General features: G+C 66.9%; 14 protein-coding genes. 8 read left to right on the top strand and 6 right to left on the bottom strand.

The window, feature by feature from the left end:
- Nucleotides 1-502: 502 nt before the first annotated feature.
- Nucleotides 503-775 (top strand): DUF6514 family protein, encoded by a 273-nt coding sequence (locus QZY67_RS08565; RefSeq protein ID WP_295369720.1) that lies wholly within the window; start codon nt 503-505, stop codon nt 773-775.
- Nucleotides 776-903: 128 nt separating this feature from the next.
- Here the strand turns inward: QZY67_RS08565 and QZY67_RS08560 are convergent, their stop codons facing one another.
- Genes QZY67_RS08560 through QZY67_RS08540 form a run of 5 tightly spaced genes read right to left on the bottom strand, consistent with a single transcriptional unit; the run spans nt 904 to nt 6,131 of the window.
- On the bottom strand, nt 904-1,362 hold the full coding sequence (locus QZY67_RS08560) for a hypothetical protein (protein ID WP_295369719.1): 459 nt from the start codon (nt 1,360-1,362) through the stop codon (nt 904-906).
- 15 nt (nt 1,363-1,377) lie between these two features.
- Nucleotides 1,378-2,646: a hypothetical protein gene (locus QZY67_RS08555; protein ID WP_295369718.1), complete on the bottom strand. Its 1,269-nt coding sequence runs from the start codon at nt 2,644-2,646 to the stop codon at nt 1,378-1,380.
- Nucleotides 2,647-2,660: 14 nt separating this feature from the next.
- Nucleotides 2,661-3,974, bottom strand: coding sequence for a type IV secretion system DNA-binding domain-containing protein (locus QZY67_RS08550; protein WP_295369717.1), 1,314 nt, complete (start codon nt 3,972-3,974; stop codon nt 2,661-2,663).
- Nucleotides 3,975-3,988: 14 nt separating this feature from the next.
- A complete protein-coding gene (locus QZY67_RS08545; RefSeq protein ID WP_295369716.1) occupies nt 3,989-4,924 on the bottom strand; it encodes a DNA/RNA non-specific endonuclease in 936 nt (311 codons plus the stop codon).
- 25 nt (nt 4,925-4,949) lie between these two features.
- A complete protein-coding gene (locus QZY67_RS08540) occupies nt 4,950-6,131 on the bottom strand; it encodes a transglutaminase domain-containing protein (RefSeq protein WP_295369715.1) in 1,182 nt (393 codons plus the stop codon).
- A 231-nt stretch (nt 6,132-6,362) separates the two neighbouring features.
- Between QZY67_RS08540 and QZY67_RS08535 the strand changes: the two genes are divergently transcribed.
- From QZY67_RS08535 to QZY67_RS08510, 6 genes are all read left to right on the top strand, one after another.
- Nucleotides 6,363-8,471, top strand: a complete 2,109-nt coding sequence (locus QZY67_RS08535; RefSeq protein ID WP_295369714.1) for a vWA domain-containing protein — start codon at nt 6,363-6,365, stop codon at nt 8,469-8,471.
- Between the two features lie 68 nt (nt 8,472-8,539).
- Nucleotides 8,540-11,851, top strand: coding sequence for a tubulin-like doman-containing protein (locus tag QZY67_RS08530; protein WP_295369713.1), 3,312 nt, complete (start codon nt 8,540-8,542; stop codon nt 11,849-11,851).
- Between the two features lie 71 nt (nt 11,852-11,922).
- Nucleotides 11,923-13,590: a hypothetical protein gene (locus tag QZY67_RS08525; RefSeq protein WP_295369712.1), complete on the top strand. Its 1,668-nt coding sequence runs from the start codon at nt 11,923-11,925 to the stop codon at nt 13,588-13,590.
- A 3-nt stretch (nt 13,591-13,593) separates the two neighbouring features.
- On the top strand, nt 13,594-14,145 hold the full coding sequence (locus QZY67_RS08520) for a hypothetical protein (RefSeq protein ID WP_295369711.1): 552 nt from the start codon (nt 13,594-13,596) through the stop codon (nt 14,143-14,145).
- A 25-nt stretch (nt 14,146-14,170) separates the two neighbouring features.
- Nucleotides 14,171-15,814 carry a hypothetical protein gene (locus tag QZY67_RS08515; RefSeq protein WP_295369710.1) on the top strand — a complete coding sequence of 548 codons (1,644 nt, stop codon included), beginning with the start codon at nt 14,171-14,173 and terminating at the stop codon, nt 15,812-15,814.
- A 5-nt stretch (nt 15,815-15,819) separates the two neighbouring features.
- A complete protein-coding gene (locus tag QZY67_RS08510) occupies nt 15,820-18,222 on the top strand; it encodes a hypothetical protein (protein ID WP_295369709.1) in 2,403 nt (800 codons plus the stop codon).
- A 256-nt stretch (nt 18,223-18,478) separates the two neighbouring features.
- Here QZY67_RS08510 and nrdR read toward each other — a convergent pair whose 3' ends face one another.
- Complete coding sequence (nrdR, locus tag QZY67_RS08505) at nt 18,479-18,934, bottom strand: transcriptional regulator NrdR (protein WP_040646303.1); 456 nt, start codon at nt 18,932-18,934, stop codon at nt 18,479-18,481.
- 175 nt (nt 18,935-19,109) lie between these two features.
- Between nrdR and QZY67_RS08500 the strand changes: the two genes are divergently transcribed.
- Complete coding sequence (locus QZY67_RS08500; protein WP_277215469.1) at nt 19,110-19,232, top strand: hypothetical protein; 123 nt, start codon at nt 19,110-19,112, stop codon at nt 19,230-19,232.
- The last annotated feature ends 263 nt before the right edge of the window (nt 19,233-19,495 follow it).

Raw genomic sequence — 19,495 nt, 5'->3', positions numbered from 1 at the left:
TGTCCCCGAAAATGACGGATTTTCATTTGATTCCGTCATCTGCGGATGACGGAACTCTGCGAGGCTTCCCCTTCTGGGAGGTTTTTCGACACGCTGAGGCGTTTCCGCGTGAGCGGAAGCGCCGTTTTTTATAGAAAAAATATTTACAAAAATAACTGAATTCTACAAAATTATTTAAAATTATCTAAATTTATAAAAAATTACAAAAATAGAAGAAAAAGAGTTAAATTATATGAATTAAGGAAAAATGACCGATATTTCCCGGGAAAATATACTGATATAAGAAGGGGAATATACCGTAAGGGTAAAGTTTTTATCGACAGAAAACGACGAAAACAGCGCATCTTCGCCCTCTTTGCCGGGCGCAAGGTTTACGGATAGTACCGTAAGGCAACATAACGCCGGTCCGGCGGTCGAAAAGTGCGAAATATTACTCTTTCTAATTATTGGATAGTACAATATAATGTAGCCAGTGTGTCAAAGCAAAGGAGGAAAACGCAAGATGAGGGAAATGTTTGCAGGAACCCAGGAAGAGCAGGGCGAGGACGGGAGCACCGTTCAATGTGACTATTACGTCCTGATTGACCAGATGGAGGTAGGCGGCAGCTTTGTCTGCGAGAGCTACGGCGTGGGAATTGCCATACCAGGCGGCGAGCGGACGGACCTGCCCAACATTACCACCAGCGCCGCCCGAATCGACGAACTGATGGAGCTCCTGATCCGCAACGCCGTAACACCCGCCTCCCTGCGCGATGTGGTGGAGGACTGGCTGTAAGCGGAGCCGCCGGGTTCCGTATCAATCACTTCTCGGCATGATATGAAACACCCAAGTACACACGAATACTCCATAACCTGCGAAAACAGCAGCCTGCCAGGCCGTCGGCCTGGCAGGCTGCTGTTTTTTCAATCCTCCCAGCCGCCGCTGTTCCAGTCTCCGTCATCCCAGCCCTCCTCCCGGCCGGCGCTGTTTCCAGTGCGGGACCGGGAGCGGCCGGAGGAGGGGAAGTGGAAAGGGGCGCCCATGGCCCGGTCCTCCTGCCAGGCCTGCCGCAGCCGCAGCACGGCGATAATGACCCCCGCGATCCAGGCCACGGTGATGATGACGCTCACCACCAGGATACAGAGAAAGATAAGGATCAGAATGCCGATGGGGTTTTTGAAGACAATGGACATGATGCCCGCGTTGCCGAAGGTCTTGAGAGCGCCCAGCAGGGCGGGCAGCACAAAGCGGATGCCGTAAAACAGGCCGATGGCGTACAGGGCGGAGGGCGCCATGGCCCCGGGGCCGGCGCACAGCAGGCCGATGACCAGCCCGGCGGCGGCGCACAACCCCAGCCGGAGCAATTCCCGTTTCAGCATCATGGAAACAGCCTCCTCTTATGAAATACCCGCGGGCCGCAGCCCCTGAAAGGTCAGAATACCCCGCTTCCGCTCAGCTGGTACGGCCACCACGGCCTGGTTCTCCGGCAGGGTACGCAGTTCCTCCTCTTCCATCACATGCCGCGCCTCCTCCTTGAGCACGCCGCTCCGGCCCTCGCTGTGGCGCAGGACGGCGGCGCTGTCCCGGGTGTATGAGTAGCTCTGCTCCAGACAGCGGTGGCGGTAGGTGCCCAGGTACTGGAGCCAGAATTCCTTTCCGGCGGGGGAGGTGTGGAAGAAGATCACCGCGTTGGCCCCGCCGTCCCAGGTCTTCATCAGGTGGTCCATCAGGCCGGGCCGGGCCTGGAGCTGGACTGGCACGTCCGGCCCGGCAAAGAGAAACCGGACCCCGGGGGACGCGCCCTGGAAGAACTGCTCCATCTGGACGGTCTGACTGGACAGGCTCAGGCCGTCGCACACCACCAGGAACTGCCGCCCGTGCTCCATCAGCCGCCGGAGTACCAGAAAACACAGCTCCTTCGGGGCCAGGTTGCTGTCGGACACCAGGTCGATGGACGCAAGGCCCCCCAGCTCCACCGCCTGGGCCAGGCCCAGGGCCTCCCGGTCCGGCTCCTCAGGGCAAGTTCCGGGCCACCGCCGCAGCTTGCACAGCAGTTGGTCTCCCGCGTCCAGCGCGCCGGGGGGCAGCGCGTTGAACCGATCCAGAAGGGTACAGGCCCGGCCGCTGTCCAGCGCGCCCTTCCGGCTCAGCCGGGCCAGCTCCTCCGGCAGGTCCCGGCAGGCGCCGGCACACAGGGCGGAAAGGGTGACGGGCCCGTCCTTCAGGGCGAGAACCTCCAATAGCAGGTCCCACAGCCCGCCCAGCGGAGGCCCGCCGGGGCTCAGGGAGCCGCTCAGGTCGGTGAGCAGCTCTGCGGCGCCGCCGGGGGAGGAGCCCAGCAGCGGGTCGCAGCGGAAGCGCCGTCCGCCGGGCAGCACCGCCCCCGCCGCCGCGCCGCAGGACAGCCAGGGGCTGCCGCAGTGGAGTACCACCGTGGGCACCCCCTGGGCGGCGTACTGCCGGAGAATGCCGTGGATGACCGCCGCCCGGAAGGGGGCGCTGCCGCCGGACACCACGGTGGAGCGGAGGGCCCGCCGGTAGGAGGAGAAGAATTTGTCGGTCTGCGTCCCCAGGCAGGGCAGGCGGGAGCGGCTGTTGAGCTCCTCCAGCTGCCGCTGCCGCACCGCGTCGGCGCTGGAGAACATATCACGGAGAAAATGAGACATGGCGCACACTCCTGTCAGCGAAAGCGGTCAAAGTGAAAGCGGAAGGGCGGGGCCTCCGCCAGGCCCACCACCGCATCCCCCTTGTTCAGGGCGGACAGGTCCCAGTCCTCCACTGCCCAGCCCTCCCGGCGCTCCGGGGCGGGGGCGCGGCTGCCCAGCAGCTGCTCCAGCACCACGTTGCGCCCGAAATGCTCCCGGACAAAATCCCGGGTCACCGCATCGTTGGGGCGGAAGGAGAAGAGAGAGGCAAAGCCGGTGGCAATGGCCCGGCCCTTGTGCTCGCCGTACAGCGCGTAGAGCTGGGACAGGCTCTGGAGGCTGGCGATGACCTTCACGCCCATGCTGCGGCCCAAGTTGACCGCGTTGTCCAGGTGCTGGAGGTAGGGCAGCAGCTTCAGCTCGTCCACCACCAGGTACACGCTGCCCTCTGTCCGCTCCTGGCTGAGGGCCTCCTTGAAGGCCTGGTCCATCAGCAGGGAGTAGATGGGGGCCAGGGCCTCGCCTACCGCCAGGTCGTACTCGATGTAGAGCACCCGGCCCCCCTTTTGCCGGATGAACTGCCGGATGGAGAAGTCCCCTTTCCGGGCAAAGGCCCCCTGGAACAGGTCCTGGACCATGGAGGACAGCTCGCCCATCACGCCCAGGGCCTGGAGATTTTTACCGTCCCCTAGGTATTTGGTGATGCCGCCCATGTCGGGATAGGAGGCGGCCAGCTCGCCGTACTGCCTGGCGCCCGCCTGGTCGAAGTAGCGCCGCAGGGTGCGGTTGCTGCACATCCGGTCCCCAAAGTCCGGGTCGGCCTTGGCGCTGCGCAGCATGGCCAGCAGCCAGGCGCTGAAGATGCTCCGGGCGGAGTTGACGAAGAAGGGCTGCTGGGCGGAGCCCCGGCCGGCAAAGAGGGCCCTGGCGTTCTCGTTGATGCTCTGGATCAGCAGCTCCTCGTCCAGGCCGCCGGCGGTCAGCTCGGGGAACAGGTTCCAGCTGGCGGTGACGTCCCTCAGGGCGGGGGAGCCGGACAGCACCAGATCCCCCCGCTCCGGGGTGTAAAACCGGTTGAAGAAGTCCCGCTTGGCGTCAAACACCACCGCCACGTCGTCCGGCCCCATGGAGGAGAAGAGCCGGTCCAGCAGAAGCAGAATGGCGTTGGTCTTGCCGGTGCCGCTGCCGCCCAGGAAGAGGGAGTTCCGGCTGAGCAGCTCCTCGTCCAGCCGGACGGCGTCCGGCCTGCCCCGACAGACGCCGGGGAGGGAGACCAGAGGGGTGTCCACGGCCGGCGGCGCGCCCTGCGCCAGGCTGTGGCCATGCAGTACGGTTTGTATCAGCTCCATAAAATCCGCTCCTTTCAGGGCTCCATGTCCTGGCCGCCGGAGATGCCTCCGCCCTCCTCCGCGCCGCCGGACTCCCGTTCCGCGCCGCCGGAGGACAGCCCCTCGCCCTCTTCCGGCGCGTTCCCCGCCTCCTGGCCGGCGACGGCCTCCACGCCGGCGGCAAAGCCGCCCGACGGCCCGGCGGACTGGCCGGCGTCCGATCCGGCGGAGAGGGCGGACACGCCGGAGGCGAAGCCCGCCTGCCCGGCGGCCCCGCCCTGGCTCTGCCCGCCCGGCGTCTCCTGGGCGTCCAGAGCGGACACGCCGGACCTGAACTGGGCCTCCGCCCTGGACTGGGAGAGCTCCTGGAACTCCTCCGCCATGGTCACGTTGAGGGCGTTGGGGTCGTTGTGCCGGAACACACGGCCCTGGTCGTATTTCGCGCTGGCCTCCAGGTCGGCCTGGGTGACGCCGGGGGGCAGCTGGCTCACCGGCGCGTCCTCCAGCCCGCCCGCATCCTGGGCCAGGTCGCCGGTGTGCATGTTCTCGTTGGTAAAGGAGAAGTGGTCGGTGAAGGTGCTGCCGTCGGGGCGGACCACCGTGTAGGTGCCTGAGAGGACGGCGGGCCGGTTCTGGCCGCCGGGGTAACTGCTCTCAACGCTGACAAACACCCGGTTGCCCTGCTGGAGATCCCTGGCCCAGGAATTTTCCAGCCGCTTGTAGTCGCTGCGGTTGACCACCTGGTTCTGGGCGAACAGGTTCTCCGCCCCAGGGCTGCCGTCGAACCGGGTGCCGATGTAGTGCCCGCCGTCGTCCCCGGGCTGGCGGGCGTTGCCGCCCGCCTCCCGCTGGGCCTTGCCGTCCCGCTGGGGGTCGTCCGTCAGGCGGAGCTCCCCGTAGGCCTGGACCACCCGGCCCTGTTCGTCGGTGCGGTAGCCGTAGCCGTTGGCGATGTAGTCTGCTTTTCCCATGTGTCAAGCCTCCTCCTGCGCCGCCTCACCGGAAGGTGAAGTAGACGTTGAAGATGTTCAGCTCCTCATCCACGCTGTGGGAGATCACGCTGGTGTCCAGCAAACCCGAGCCGCCGTCAATTTCCTTCAGCATGTCGAAGAGATTGTACGCCTCGGTAAGGGCATAGCTTGCCTCCTCCAGAGCCTGGGCGGAGACGAAGCGGATGGAGGCGTCCCGCCGCTCGGCCACGGCCTGGCGGAGGATTTCCAGCACGGCGCCGTAGTCGTACCGCTCCAGCACCAGGCCGCTGCGGACAAAGTAGTTGCAGGCGGTGGCAGTGCACGCGGGGAGGGGGAAGAGGTCGTCCGGCGTGTGGGTCCGGAACAGCTCGTCCCCGGTGACGCAGAAGTAGTTGTAGGACACATAGTCCGGGTTCTGCTCGCCGTCGGAGAAGAGGGGGTCGCCCCAGGTGGGGTCCAGGTAGTACCAGGCCCCGTCGGCCCACACCAGATTCCAGCCGTGGCCGGCGCCCCGGACCGTGCCCGTCACATAGGTGCAGGGGACGCCCAGCCGGTTGAGCAGGTACTGGGTGGCCTTGGCGTACCCGGCGCACACCCCCCGGCCATCCACCAGGACGGTGTACAGGCTCTGGTCGTTGGCGTCCAGGTCGTATTCCGTCCGGCGGACGATCCAGTCGTACACCGCCTTGACCTTGTCGTAGTCGCTCCAGGCCGGGTCGATGCCGCTCAGGCACGCCTGGACGGCGGATTCCACCCGGGCCTGGGCGGCGTCCAGGTCAGCGGTCTCCGGGCTGTACCGGAAGGTGAGAGTTATCTTGGTGGGCACGCCGCCGATCATCGTGGTGGTGAGGGTGTCCGTGCCCAGCAGCCAGAAGAGCTCCGGGTAGTCGGCACGCACGTAGTCCACCATCCGGCTCAGGGTGTCCCGGTCAAAGTCGGTCTCGGTGATGGTGGGTTCCACATTCAGAACGGCGTCCAGCACCCGGAAATAGAGGTCCAGCTCGTCGCCGCTCAGCAGCTGCTGGCAGTACCGGATACCGGGCCTGGGGGCGCCGGTGGAGACGGTGGCCTGGGCGGTGGGCTGGGTGAGCGCGGGGGCGGCGGAGGGGACGCCGGTGCGGAGCAGGGAGAAGGGGGCGCAGCCGCCGCACAGCAGGACGGGGAGAAAGAGGGAGGCGGCGAGGCAGAGACGAAGCATGTGTTTCATGGAAGTTCCACTCCTTTTGCCGGCAGGCCGGCGAGATGGGCCGGGGATACCGGCCTTTGTAGAGGAAAACAGGCGGGGGAGAGGATTGTCACGGCGGAGAGAAAAATATCATTTTGAATTTTTTTATCGGAACGCCGTGACAATTGGGTTTTCACCCTGTTTTTTTGGACAAAGAGCAAAGCTCAATCAGCTGGAAACACTCAGGCGCAGTACAAAAAGGAGGAGAATACCATGGGAAAAAAGAGAGGCGCGGCGCGGCTGGCGCTGACGGCGCTGGCGGCGGCGCTCTGTCTGGTATGGAGCGGGCTTGGCTGGGGGGTACCCCGGGCCGTAGCGGCGGAGAGCGCCGCCGGACAGCCCTACAACATCGCGCTGCTCATTGACAAGAGCGGCTCCATGAACGCCACCGACCCGGAGCGACTGGCGGTGTCGGCGGCGGGGATGTTCGTCAACTCCCTCTACACCGAGAGCCTGATGGACCAGGCCGCAGGGACCGGAGGGGTCCGCTCCAGGGTGGGCGTCATCTCCTTCAGCGCGGACACCGAGACCGAGACCATCCCGGTGGAGCTGACCTCCGAGGCGGAGGTGAGCTTCGTGGCCGGCAAGATCGACGCCATTACCTATGATAAGGTAAACACCGGCGCCACAGACCTGGGCCGGGCGGTGCTGGCCGGCACCGAGATGCTCAAAGACGCCCAGGACGGCGTGCGGAAGAACATGATCATCCTCTTCACCGACGGCTACACCGACGCCCTCTCCCCCGAGGGCATGGAACGCTCCGCCGCCATGATGGCCGAGGGCCTGGAGGCGGCCCGGCAGCTCAGCTGCGAGATCTATGTGGTGGGCCTGAACTACCAGGGCCGGATCAACGACCAGGGCCGGGCGGAGATCTGGAACATCGCCAACAGCACCCAGTCGGGGGAGGGCCTGCTCCTGCCCGACAGCAACGACGCCGGCGCGGCCTCCCGGGTCAACTACCTGATCACCGACTCCCGCCAGGAGGTCAGCGACTTCTACAACGCCATCTTCGGCATGATGATGGGCTCCGGCGGCACCAAGCTCCCGCCCTGGCATCAGGACGGCTGGACCTATTACAGCGCGGACCTGACCAGCCCCGGCATCTTCTGCGCCAACATCTACATCATCTCCGACGGCGGCATCGGCGGCCTGGCCCTCTGGGACCCCAGCGGCAGCCAGGTGGACCTGAGTAGCGGCTCGGTCCGGCTGGTCCGGGGCAACGGCTACGCCCTGATGACCATCACGGCCCCGGCCCAGGGTATCTGGACCGTAGGCGCGGAGGGCGAGGTGTCCTACGATGTCACGCTGGTGCCCGTCACCGGCATCACCCTCCGGATGGACAGCCAGATCCAGGGCGGCGCCGCCGCCATAAGGCTGGAGGTCCTCTACATGGACCAGCCCCAGGATGAGGCGTTCTATGCCGCCCTCAGCGGCGCGTCCTGCACCGTCACACCGGAGGCAGGGGGGGAGGCGCAGACCGTGCCCCTCACGTACAGCCAGGAGGAGGGTGTCCTGACAGGCGCCTTCACCGTCCCGGCACCCGGACGGTATATGATCCAGGCAGCTGTGACCGCCGCCCAGATGACCCGAACCACCACACAGACCCTGGAGTTCACCATGGGCGGCGCGCCCATCCAGGTCGCCGTGGGCCACGGGGCCTCGGTGGAGGTGGACCTGGCGGCGCGCTTCCTGGCCGGATGGGACAGCGTGACCCTGACGGTGGAGGATGTCTCCTGGACGCCTGAGGAGCGGCTGGACATCACCCCCGGCGAGGCCGGCGTCATCACCATCAGGGGCCTGAGCACGGGGGAGGCATCCTTTACCGTCCACGCGGTGGACAGCCTGGGACAGGTGTGGGACATCCCCGGTACGGTGGAGGTCACCTTCAGTCTGCTGGCCTGGCTGCCCCTGATTCTGGCGGTGCTGGCGGCCCTCATCGCCGCGGCGGTGCTGCTGCGGCAGCGGATGTGCCGCCTGCCCGGCGACTTTACCGTTACCTGCGCCTGCGGCGACGGGTACAGCGTGGAGACCATCGCCCCGCCCCGGGGCAGCTCCTTCACCCTGTACACCCTGGTCATGAACAGCCTGGATCCCGGCTCGGGCAGCGCGGGGATGCGGCGCATCGTGCAGGCGGTGCGGTCGGCCAGGGCGGAGCTGTCCTCCCCCGGCTGCCGCATCCGCATCGCCAGGCGCGCCAGCGGACGGAACCGATACAGGACCTACCGACTGGGCAGGGACGGCAGGGCCCTTGGCGGAGAGGTTTTCCGGGACGACGAGAGCGGCCTGACCATCGAGGTGGAGTGGCTCCCCCCTGAGGAGTGAGGCCCGCTCCGGTCCCGCGGCCCAGATACGACATCAACATCGGACAAGAGAGAAAGGACGGATTCCATATGAACGATATCCATATCAAACGCGTGAAGGCCAACCTGAACACCTTGGACTACCTGGAGGGCACCGGCGTCATCTCCACCCACAAGCGGAAGCTGGCAAACGAGCTGTTCCTCTTCATCAGCTGCGGCGGCAACGGCCACAAGAGCCTGTGTACGCTGCGCAGGCAGCTGGAGTGGAAGGTGGATCCCCAGGAACTGGCCGACAAGGTGGCCTTCCTGGCGCTGGACGCGGCCTACAAGGAGCTGGACGAGCTGCAGGAGAAGTACGGCTTTGACAGCACCGAGGTGCTCAAGATCCCCTTCGAGGGGGCCCACGAGTCCATCAACCCGGCCACCATCTCCCCCCAGATGAGGGCCTGGGTGGACCCGGAGCTGTATAAGGTGACCGGCGGCATGGCCATCACCGTGCCCGCCCAGTCCGGGTTTGACAGCACCGGCGCCAGCGCCTGGCGGCAGCCCGGCCGGGTCCGCCTCAGCCAGCCCAACACCATCGCCGCCCTGACCGCCGCCCTGACTGCCGCCCTCAACCGCCTGCTGAAGGGCAAGCCCGCGGGCATGCGCCTGAACGTGTTCTTCCTGTCCGGCCTGGCCGGCGGCACCAGCGGAGGCACCATCGTGGACGTGCCCTTCCTCACCCGGCAGATTATCCGCAACATCAGCGTGGACCGGTACAAGAACACCGGCGTGTCGGCCTACCTGATGCTCCCCAGCGCCTGCGGCAGCGAGCCCGACCCGGTGCGCAAGCAGAAGGGCGACCGCAACGCCTATGCCGCCCTGAAGGAGATTGACTACTTCATGGGCCTCCAGAACCGGGGCGAGGCGTTCCGCCAGCAGTACGGCACCTTTGACGTGGAGATCAGCGAGAACATCTTCGACTTCTGCACCCTGGTGGAGGGCGTGGCCGACGGCGGCGTGTTCTTCGGCGACCCGGCGGACACCGCCCGCAAGGTGGTGGCCAACTCCATCCTGAACCTGATCTGCACCACCGAGGCCAAGGCGGGGGACGAGCCCTTCCTGGTGGACTCCTTCCTCTCCAACCGGACCCCCATCAGCGGTGTGGCGGTGAGCAAGCAGAGCCACCGGGTCTTCCCCCGGGACGCCAACTACTGCTACAACGTCATCGGCTACTCCTCCTGCGTGGTGCCCATCGGCCTGATGACGGTCTATGTGGCCAAGAAGGTCTTTGACAAGGTGTGGGAGCAGTTCGACCGGTGCGGCGAGCCCGACGGCGCCCTGGCCGAGCGGTTCCTGCTGGAGGCCGGCCTCTCCCCCAAGGAGGTCAAGGCGGCCATGCGCCTCAACCCCCTGCGGGAGCGCTTTACCGCCAAGGCGGACGAGGTGTTCCGGGTGAAGGGGCCCTACTACATGGTCAACCTGATGAACGAGATCCGCAAGGTCCTCCACGCCGACGGCAAATTCGCCGGCTACGCCGCGTCCAAGTCCAGGGGCCTGCTGGGCCGCAACGAGGAGTGGGCCCGGGTGGAGCAGCTGTACAACCAGCTGGAGCACCAGGTGATCATCCCCATGGGCAGCGGCCTCTACGACGTGTACACCTTTGTCATCAAGGAGCTCAAGCGGCTCATCCAGCGCAACGCCGGCCTGCTCACCGACACCGAAGAGCATCAGGCCCTGTTCCAGCGCTCCTTCTCCTGGTCCCCCATCGACCTGACCGGCGGCGAACACACCACTGCGGTGGTGATGAACTACCTGGACGACCTGCTCCCCCAGAAGGAGGTCACCCGCAAGGCCAAGGCCTTTGTGGAGCTGCTGTGCAGCAAGAAGGACGAGTGGACCCAGCTGGATCCGCCCGATGGCAAGGGACAGGCGGCCTTTGATGCGGCCAAAATCATCCGGGACTTTATCCAGGAGGAGTTCGGCCAGGTGGTCAACGACACCATGGAGAGCTTCCTGGTCAAGCTCTACTCGGGCAACAAGGACGCCCAGATCCCCCAGCTGTCCCCGGCGGAGGACCCCGAGGGGCACAAGCCGCTGGAGCTGGCGGCCCAGACCCTGGTGGACAAGCTGAGCACCCAGGCCAGCCCCCTGCTCCAGACCCGGACCGGCTTCTCCCTGGGCGACTGCGGCTGCAGCAAGTACATGACCGTGCCCGACGGCTGCAAGTGGCTGGACAAGCACATTGAGAAGTACGCCGCCGCCCACGGCGTGGTGGACGGCGGGGACAGCGTGTACCGCAGCTCCGCCCGGGATGAGCTCGTCCTCTACCGGCTGTACGTCTGCGTGCCCGCCTGGGCCCTGAGCTGGGTGGAGGATGCGGAGAAGACCTATGAGGGCAACCCCCACGAGGTGGGCCTCCATATGGAGCACGGCGACAACGGCCGTGACTGGAGCCGCTTCCCCAACCTGTTCAACCAGAGCCTGTTCCACGGCGCGGTGCCCAAGTGGGACATGCGGGAGGCCGCCCTGGCCAAGGAGGCGGCGGACGACCTGAGGAAGGCCGCCGATCTGGGCCTGGTGGAGCGGACCAATCCCGACGCCGCCGGCGCCACGGCGGAGTACGCCCTCTATCTGCCCAATCCGGGGACGTCCGCCGGAGACCTGCTGGCGGCGGCGAAGCTGGACCGGGACAAGTCCTGCACCATGGAGGAGCTGCGCGCCATTCTGGCGGACAGGGAGGTCCCGGACCGGGAGGGCTTCCCCAAGCCCGCTATGCGGCGGGAGGAACTGAAGTACGTCAACCAGGTGATGACCACCACCGACAGCCCCGCCCCCGCCGACCTGGGCGAGCGGCTGGCCGAGCGGGGCCTGCGGCGCAAGATGTCCGTCTGGGACGAGCTGAAGGCGGCCCTCCCCGTGGCGGAGGAGCTGAAGGCCCTGCTGGATGCCCACAACACCGCCGCGGGCATCCAGGAAAAGGCGGCCCGGCGGGGCCAGGCCTTCCTCAAGTGCCTGGCAGGGGGCCTCATCGCCTACGACGACCTGCGCGCCTGCTGGAACATGGAGCTGGGCGACGAGAAGCCCCTGAGCGGCGAGCTGGAGAGCCGCCTGGAGCGGGACTGCAAGGAGTACTACGCCGCCCAGGCCTTCTACGCCCTCAGCGACGATGACTATGAGCGCTTCACCGACGCCCTGGCCGAGCAGAAGGAGAGGGCCGACGAGGCCGGCCTGAAGGCGGCCAGAGCGCGCCGGGAGGCCCTGCGGGACTACTGCGAGAAGCTGCGGGGCCTGAAGCGGGCCGACCGGGAGCTGGGCATCTCCTACGCCATGGCCTCCCGGGACTTTGAGGACAAGGCGGGCGAGGAGCTGGCGGGCAGGATCCGCCGCTTCTACGACTGGATGATCGACGAGCTGTAAGGCGGACATAAGCGCCGGGCGGGGCCCAGCGGGCCCCGCCCGGACGGCTGCGGAAGAGAGGTTGAATGCCGGTGAAATCCAATTGGAGAGAAGAACTCCGGGACCGCGCCCAGGGCGCGCTGCCCCGCGGGGATCTGCTGCCCCGGAGGAGAGCGGCGGTGCTGGCATGGCGGGAGGCGGACGAGACCGCCGCCCGGCTGTGCGCGGCGGCGGGCCGGTTCCGGGCGCTGTACCGCCCCTGTCCTCTGGGAGACGCGCCGGAGCAGGCGCTGCGCAGCTGCCTGGAGACCCTGGCGGAGGAGCGGAGAGAGGGGGCCGCCGTGTGTCCCGACGGCGTGTACCTCCTGTGGGTATGGAGCGGAGAGAAGCCCCGGGGGCTGGAGGCGCTGACGGCGGACTTCCGGGGCAGGCTGCCCGTCCGGGCGGAGCAGTGCCGCCTGACGGCGGACACGGCCTGCGCCCACGAGGGACAGGGCCGGCTGTGGCTGGTGGACCCGGGGGTGCCCGGCGGGGCGGACGCCCTGGCTGCCCTGCTGCTGACGGGCGGCATGGATCAGCCCCTGCGCTCCGGCAGCCATGGGGTTCCGATCCGGCTCCAGGCCACCCTCCACAGCGCGGTGGAGCGGGATCTGGCCAGGCAGCTGCGGGATAGGCTGGAGGCCCTGACCGAGGGGGACCGGTCCGGTGCGCGGGAGTGGTTCCGGGCGGCGTTCGGCCCCACGGAGCGGGATCTGGAGGCGGTGCTGGCCGGGACACCCCGGCTTCAGGACCTGCCCATCACCGGCGGAGACAGCCTGGCGGAGCGCTTAAACCGGGGGGAGGGGGTCGTGAGGCGGCTTGGCCGGGTCCTCCGGGGGGAGCGTGACAAAAGCGGGACCGTCACCGTCCGCACCCTTCTGGAGGAGCTGCTGGGCCGTCCCGAGGGCCGGGCGCCCCAGGACTGGCTGCTGGAACGGGTGACGCCGGTGCTGCCTGAGCTGTGCCGGCGCTGCATTGAGCGGCTGGAGCTGGCCGGGCGGTGCTGCCGGGCGCCGCTGCGGCTGCTCACCGGCGAGGCCGCCGGGCTGGCCCTCTACTTTCAGGAGCAGGCCAGGGCGGAGCAGCGGAGCCGGAAGGCCCGCCTGGACGAGGCTCTGGGCCGGGACATCACGCCCCGGGGCGCCCACCCCGCCCAGCTGCTTGCGGAGCTGGAGGAGGAGCTGGCGCTGTGGGAGGCATGTGTCCGCAGCGCCGCGGAGGCCGCCTGGTGGGGGGAAGTCAGCCGCTTCTTCCAGGCGGACAGCGGCCTGATGGAGCAGGCCCGGGCAAAGCAGGAGGAGCTGACCCGGGGGCTGACCATCCTCAGCGCCATGGAGCTGGGCCCCCGGCGGCAGTCGGGCCCGCCCGGGGACTGGCGGGAGGAGACGCCCGCCACCCTGCTGGCCGGGCTGTACAGCCAGGCGGAGTTTACCGGCGAGGACGCGGCGGTACTGGCCGAGAGCGCCCGGAGAAGGGCGGAGCGGGCCTTCCGGGCCGCGGGACTGGAGGAGACCGTCCTGCTGTGGGACGAGGAGAGCACAGACCTGCTGGCGCGGAGCAGAAACGCCGCCGGGCAGCCGCTGTTTGAGGACAGAAACGGCGTGCTGGCCGTCCGGAGCAACACGGGGCTGGTGCGGGTGCTGCCCGTGCGGGGGCTGGGCAGGCGGATCATGTGGGAGCTGCGGCTCAGCGCCCGCACGGACGGAGGAGAGGAGGGGTGAGCGTTGGAACTGAACCTGTTTGAGGACCGGCGGTATTTTGTCACCTGGACCGGGGAGGAGCTGGAGGGCCGGGGCAAGGCCAGGCTGGTGTTCCAGCCCATCCAGTGCCTGGGGGGCGGTCAGACCGGGCCGGTGGAGCTGACGGTGTACCCCGCCCGGGACTTCCGGCCCCGGCGGATGGATGTCCGGCTGCCCGACGGGCTGTACCGCTGCTTTCTGGCGGACGCCGGCAGCGGAGCGCCTCTTACCCCCGCCCGGGAGGTATTCTTCGGCCAGCGGCAGCGGGTGGAGCTGTACAGCCAGCGGGAGCAGGGCGGGTTCCGCCGCTTCACCATCCTCAGCCCGCTGCCCCTGCGTGAAGGGGACTGCGGCCTGGACTACGGCGTCTTCGGTACGGTTCCGCTGCCGGAGGCGGAGCGGAGCGGGGAGCGGTACCGGCTCTCCTTTCTGCTGCGGCCCCGGCGGACGCTGCCGGTGAAGCTGCGCTGGGCGGAGCACATGAAGAAGGTATTGACGCTGCCGGAGAAGCTGGAGGACGCCTCCGGCTGGCGGTGACGGCGGGAGAGAGGAGAGAGAGCATATGGAGTGTATTTGTCCCTACTGCGGGCGGAAGAGCCAGAGTTCCGACCTGTGCTTTGATTTCAGCGAGCAGTTCAAGCTGTGGAAAAAGTTCTACTTTGCCGGATGCGCCCGGGAGGACGTGGAGCGGTTTGGCAGCGCCTTTGAGGGCCTGGTGAACACCTGGCGCAACCGGGGCTATGGGCCCACCTTTTTCTCCGAGGCGGAGCTGCTGGCCTCCACCGGGGAGCTGGCCTCCACCGGCGCCCGGGATGTGTCCCGGGGGATGCTGACCATCCCCACCCCGCTGTGGAAGAAGAAGCTGCGGGACCAGCGGGACAGCGTCCCGCCCGCGTACCGGGAGCTGCTGGAGTTCATGATGGGCGACAGCTTCGCCAGGGGCGGGCATGTGCTGCGGCTGGAGGTGCAGTATTACCGGGAGGGGGACGGGGACGTGCGCATCACCGCCGTCCGGGACGCGCAGGGCAACGTCATCGCCGGCCGGCGGCACTGTCCCCACTGCGGCGGGGTCATGTCCTACTGGGCGGGCCGGTACCCCGAGGTGGTGCTCACCGTGCTGGGCGGGCCCCGCATCTCCAAGTCCACCGCCCTGGCGGCCTGCGCCGACGTGTTTGTCCACGACCGGGCGGCCTGCGCCATTAGCTGGCAGAGCTACGGCGTGCGCACCGTGGACGGCGGCGAGGTGCGGGAGAAGGGCGACAAGAGCTGGCTCCGCTTTGAGGCCGACTGCCTGGCGCCGTACAGCGCCAACCGGAGGGTGGAGGCCACCAGGACCGGCAGCGCGGAGGCCATCCCCCGTTTCTCCGTGCTGGTGCGGGTGGGCCGCAAGACCAACCTGATCCTGACGGTGGTGGACCTGCCCGGCGAGTACAGCCTGGACCGGGAGCGGCTGGGCGTGTCTGACGCCATCTTCAAGGAATATCAGAACTTCTATCAGAATGTGGACTGCGTCTGGTACTGCACCGACGAGCTGGAGCTGCGGCAGATCAGCATCCGGGACGAGGACCGGGCCGATCAGGCCAAATACGGGTACAGCGGAGGCCGCCAGGCCACCCCCACCGACGAGCTGGTGGCCCGGATGAGCCAGCTGTCCTCCCTCTTCCGCAAGGACGTGCCGGTGGTGTTCCTGCTGGGCAAGAGCGACACCATTGAGGCCGGCGGACAGCTCCGCTCCGTCCTGTACCGGGACGACTACCGGCCGGGCGCCCCCAGCGACTGGCTGGAGGCGGAGGGGAGCCGCACGCCGGTCCTGCGGGCCAAGGACTTCTGCGACCGGGCCCACCGGCTGCGGACCTATCTCAGGGAGCAGAATCCCCGGCTTATCCAGCAGTTTGAGGAACACTTCCCCGTCCACACCTTCCTGGCCACCTCCAACTACGGCCACGGCTTCCGGGAGGACGGGACCCCCGCCGGAGAGCGCCGCCCCTTCCAGACCGAGGCGCCCTTCCTGTGGATGCTGGCCATGCTGGGCTATCTGCCGGCGGCGGACGGGGACCGGGAGTACTACGCTGTGGACCGGGCGGGCGGGGAGAACGGAGACCAGCTGACCTGGGAGAATCTGGGCATGTGCGGCCGGAGCGCCGGCGGCTACCGGTCCCACCGCAGCCGCCGGGGCGGCATGCTGGGACTGCTGAAAGGGAGGTAAAAATCATGAACAGAGAGAACATGGCGGGCGAAATTCTCAAAGGCCACGCGGGGCAGTACCGGACCTTCTCCTGCCCCAGCGGGGCGCTGACCCGGGAGGAGGAGGAGCAGTGCCTCAGCGCTGCCCTGCCCGGGGACCGGAGCCGGGGCAATCAGACCCTGCGGTGTGTGTCCTGCGGCGGCCGGCTGCTGCTGGTGTCGGCTTACAGCGCCGTCCAGAGCGGCAGCGCCGTGGGCGCGGTCTATCAGCACGCCGCCTTCTTTGAGAACTTCCAGCAGTGGTTTGAGGACGGCACGGCCCATGAGCTGGCGTTCTTCCGCTTTGCGGGGGAGGGGGACTTCCGCAGCGTGGCGGATCAGCGGACCGAGCTGCGCAGCGGCTGGAGCAGAGCTGGCGCCGGCCTGCGGGAGAGCCGGTGCCAGCTGTCCCTGAGCCACGGGCGGCAGGCGGAGCTGGCCTGCTGCTGCCTGTCCAGAGGCATGACCAACGACTTCGGCAGCCTGGTGATTCTGGTGCCCGGCAGCGAGGACTATGCCGCCTACTGCCGCACCGTCATGGAGGACGTGCTCCGCTGCGTGCCCACCGGACTCTGGCGCTACCTCAGCTTTGCCACCAACCCGGACGAGGCGGGCAAGCATCATTTCGCAGTGCTCTTTGCCCTCGAGGGGACCCAGGTGCGGCCGGGGGAGCGGACGGCTATCCGCCTGAGCGACGAGAGCTGGCCGGTGAGCCATACGCTCCGGCCCGAGACGGCGGAGCTCATCCGCCGGGGGGCGGAGGACCCCGGCCTGCTCCGCACCGTGGCCGTCCAGGTGGAGCGGGAGGCGGAGCTGGACCAGCTGACCGAGGAGCGCTATGTCAACTTCTGGCGGCAGTACCAGCTCAGCGGAAAACCCATGGACTGCTCCGCCCTCCGGCAGTACGGCGAGCAGCTGGGCCAGCCTCTGAGCGAGCGGGAGCGGAGGCGGCTGGAGGAGGAGCTCCGCAGCCGCCTGAGCGCCCCCGGCAGCCTGGAGCGGGCTCTGGGTCAGGACGAGACCCTGATGGGGGTCATCGCGCCGGAGGAGCTGGATCAGGCCCTCTCCGCCTACGGGAGCGTTTTTCGGGTCCTGGGCCGGGGGGTGGATCAGATTTTGTCCGCCCGGCTGCTGGACCGGATTCTGTCCTCCGGGCAGCGCACCCTGGAGCAGTTGGAAGAGGACGGAAGGCGCCTGGACCGGTGCGTCAGCGCCGGGGCGGACGGCCCGCTGGACCGGACGGCGGTGGAGCGGCGCCGGGAGGAGCTGGACCGGGAGACGGAGAACGCCAACCGCCTGCGGAAGGAGGCCTTTGAGCGGGCCATTCCGGCGGGCTGGGACTGGAAGCGGCTGGGGGAACTGCTGGAGGGGCTGAGACCCTGCCGGGAAGAGATCGGGCGCAGCTGCCGGAGCAGGCTGGCCCGGCTGGCGGCGGAGCACCTGGATGAGGCCAAACTGCCCGAGGGCCAGGCCAGGGAGTTCTACGCCCGGATCACCGGCCTGCTGGGCGGCGGGCCGGAGCTGGCTCCTCTGGAGGCCTGGCATCAGGCGTGGCAGCGGCAGCTGGAGGAGCGCCGGAAGGTGCTGGAGGGCATGACCAGCTACCGGGCCTATCTGGCCCTGGGGCGGCAGGACGAGGCGTGCCTGGACCACCTGCTGGGCTGGTTTGACAGCAACAGATATCAGCGCGCGGGGGTAAAGGACCTGCTTCAGGCCGCGGAGCTGGAGTGGGGCGAGGCGTGGCCCCGGCTGCTGGACCGGCTGGACGGGCTGCTGCGGGCGCTGGGGCGGCGGCAGCGGCTGGGGGTCTGGCTGGGGCCGGAGAAGGGCTGGGCGGACCTGTACTCCGAGCTGCTGGCCTGCCGGATCATCGGCCAGAAGACGGGCGAGGGGAAGATCTGCCTCTGGTACCATGGCGCCGGAGCGGCCCGGCCCATGAAGCTGTCCAAGGTGCTGGAGACGGTGGAGATGCTCCAGCCTGTGGTGCTGGACGGGAAGAAGGACCGCGGCGGCTGGTACAACCGGGAGGCGCTCCGGGTGATTCTGGCGTCCGGCATGGTGCGTCAGGAGGACAGAGCCCTTCTGGCCGATGTGGCGGAGCTCGGGGACCGGGACCTGCTGGAGCAGGACGGCCCCCATAAGGGAAAGAAAACAAGTAAGCGGTCCTTCCGGGTGCCGGCAGTGGTGAAGATCGCGGCCCTGGCCGCTGCAGCCCTGCTTGCAGGCGTTCTGCTGTTCTCCTGGTTCAGCCGGCCTCAGCCCGCCGGTACGCCGGGCATGGAGCAGAGCGGAGCGCCGTCGGCGCAGCCCGGGCCGGGCGGCAGCGCCGTCCCCTCCGCCAGCCAGAGCGGCGGAAGGGTGACGCCCAGACAGCCGGACGCGGGGCAATAAAAAGCAGCGGGGGCCGCAATGCGGCCCCCGCTGCAGGCTGTCGAAAAAGTGGCTACCGCCACTTTTTCGAAGGAGCTTCATGAAATTTTCACCTCGATTTCTGATGAAATTGTCGGCAAAAATTTCATGCGAAGTGTCATTTTCGAGGCGCATGTCCCCGAAAATGACGGATTTTTATTTGATTCCGTCATCTGCAGATGACGGAACTCTGCGAGGCTTCCATTTTGGGAGGTTTTCGACACACTGAGCAGCGGGTTCAGCGCTCCTTGAGCAGCTTGTTCAATTCCTCCATGAAGGTGCTGATGTCTTTGAACTGGCGGTACACAGACGCAAAGCGGACGTAGGAAACCTCGTCCACATCCTTGAGCTTCTCCATCACCAGCTCGCCGATGCGGGCGGAGGGGATCTCCCGGTCCATCTCGTTCTGGAGGGTGAGCTCAATCTCGTCGGCAATGCGGCTGAGAGTGTCGAAGGGGACGGTGCGTTTCTCACAGGCGCGGAGCATGCTGTTGAGCAGCTTGCTCTTGTCAAAGGTCTGGCGGCTGCCGTCCTTTTTGATCACAACCATGGGCAGGCTCTCCATGGTCTCATATGTGGTAAAGCGCCTGTGGCACACCAGGCATTCCCGGCGGCGGCGGATGCTGGCGCCCTCGTCTGAGGGACGGGAGTCCACAACCTTGCTCTCGGGATTGGAACAGAAGGGGCATCTCATGGCCGAGTCCTCCTATTTGAAAATAATATCAATGCAGCTCTCTGAAAAGAGTATAACACGGGCGGGGCAGATGTGGTATCCTATTTGAAAAAATTTTTCTATGAGAAGCATTTTTTCCGTATAGTCTCCGGGCGGCGGTGGGAATAATAGGCCCAGTGAAAGCGAGGTGAGCTTTATGCAGAACGAGAAGCAGAACAAAACCAATATGGGGCCCCAGGACAAGACCAATGGCCAGAATCCCCAGAACAAGAAGAAGGACCAGGCTCAGAACAAGAGCAGCCGTCCCGAGCAGTACTGAGCCCCAGGCATCAGACAGAGCCGTCCGGAGGTGAGGCGTATGCCCACCTTCCGGGCGGCTTTTTAATGGTGGAACCAGGCACAGATGAGCCCTGAGGGAGAGAGAAAAGCACAGAAAAAGAGGCGCAGGATTCTGTGACGAAAAAAATAAAAAATATTTGAAAACTGTAGGTTTGTCAAACAAATTGGACGGCGAATTCGCAAGGAGAAAGCCAGCCAAGCGGCCTCATAGGGAAGTTGTTAGAACGGCGGTTGTGGGCAGCG

Origin of the sequence: uncultured Pseudoflavonifractor sp. (genome assembly GCA_904419835.1) — a bacterium.
Taxonomy (GTDB): domain Bacteria; phylum Bacillota; class Clostridia; order Oscillospirales; family Oscillospiraceae; genus Pseudoflavonifractor.
This window is presented reverse-complemented; position numbering and strand designations above follow the sequence as displayed.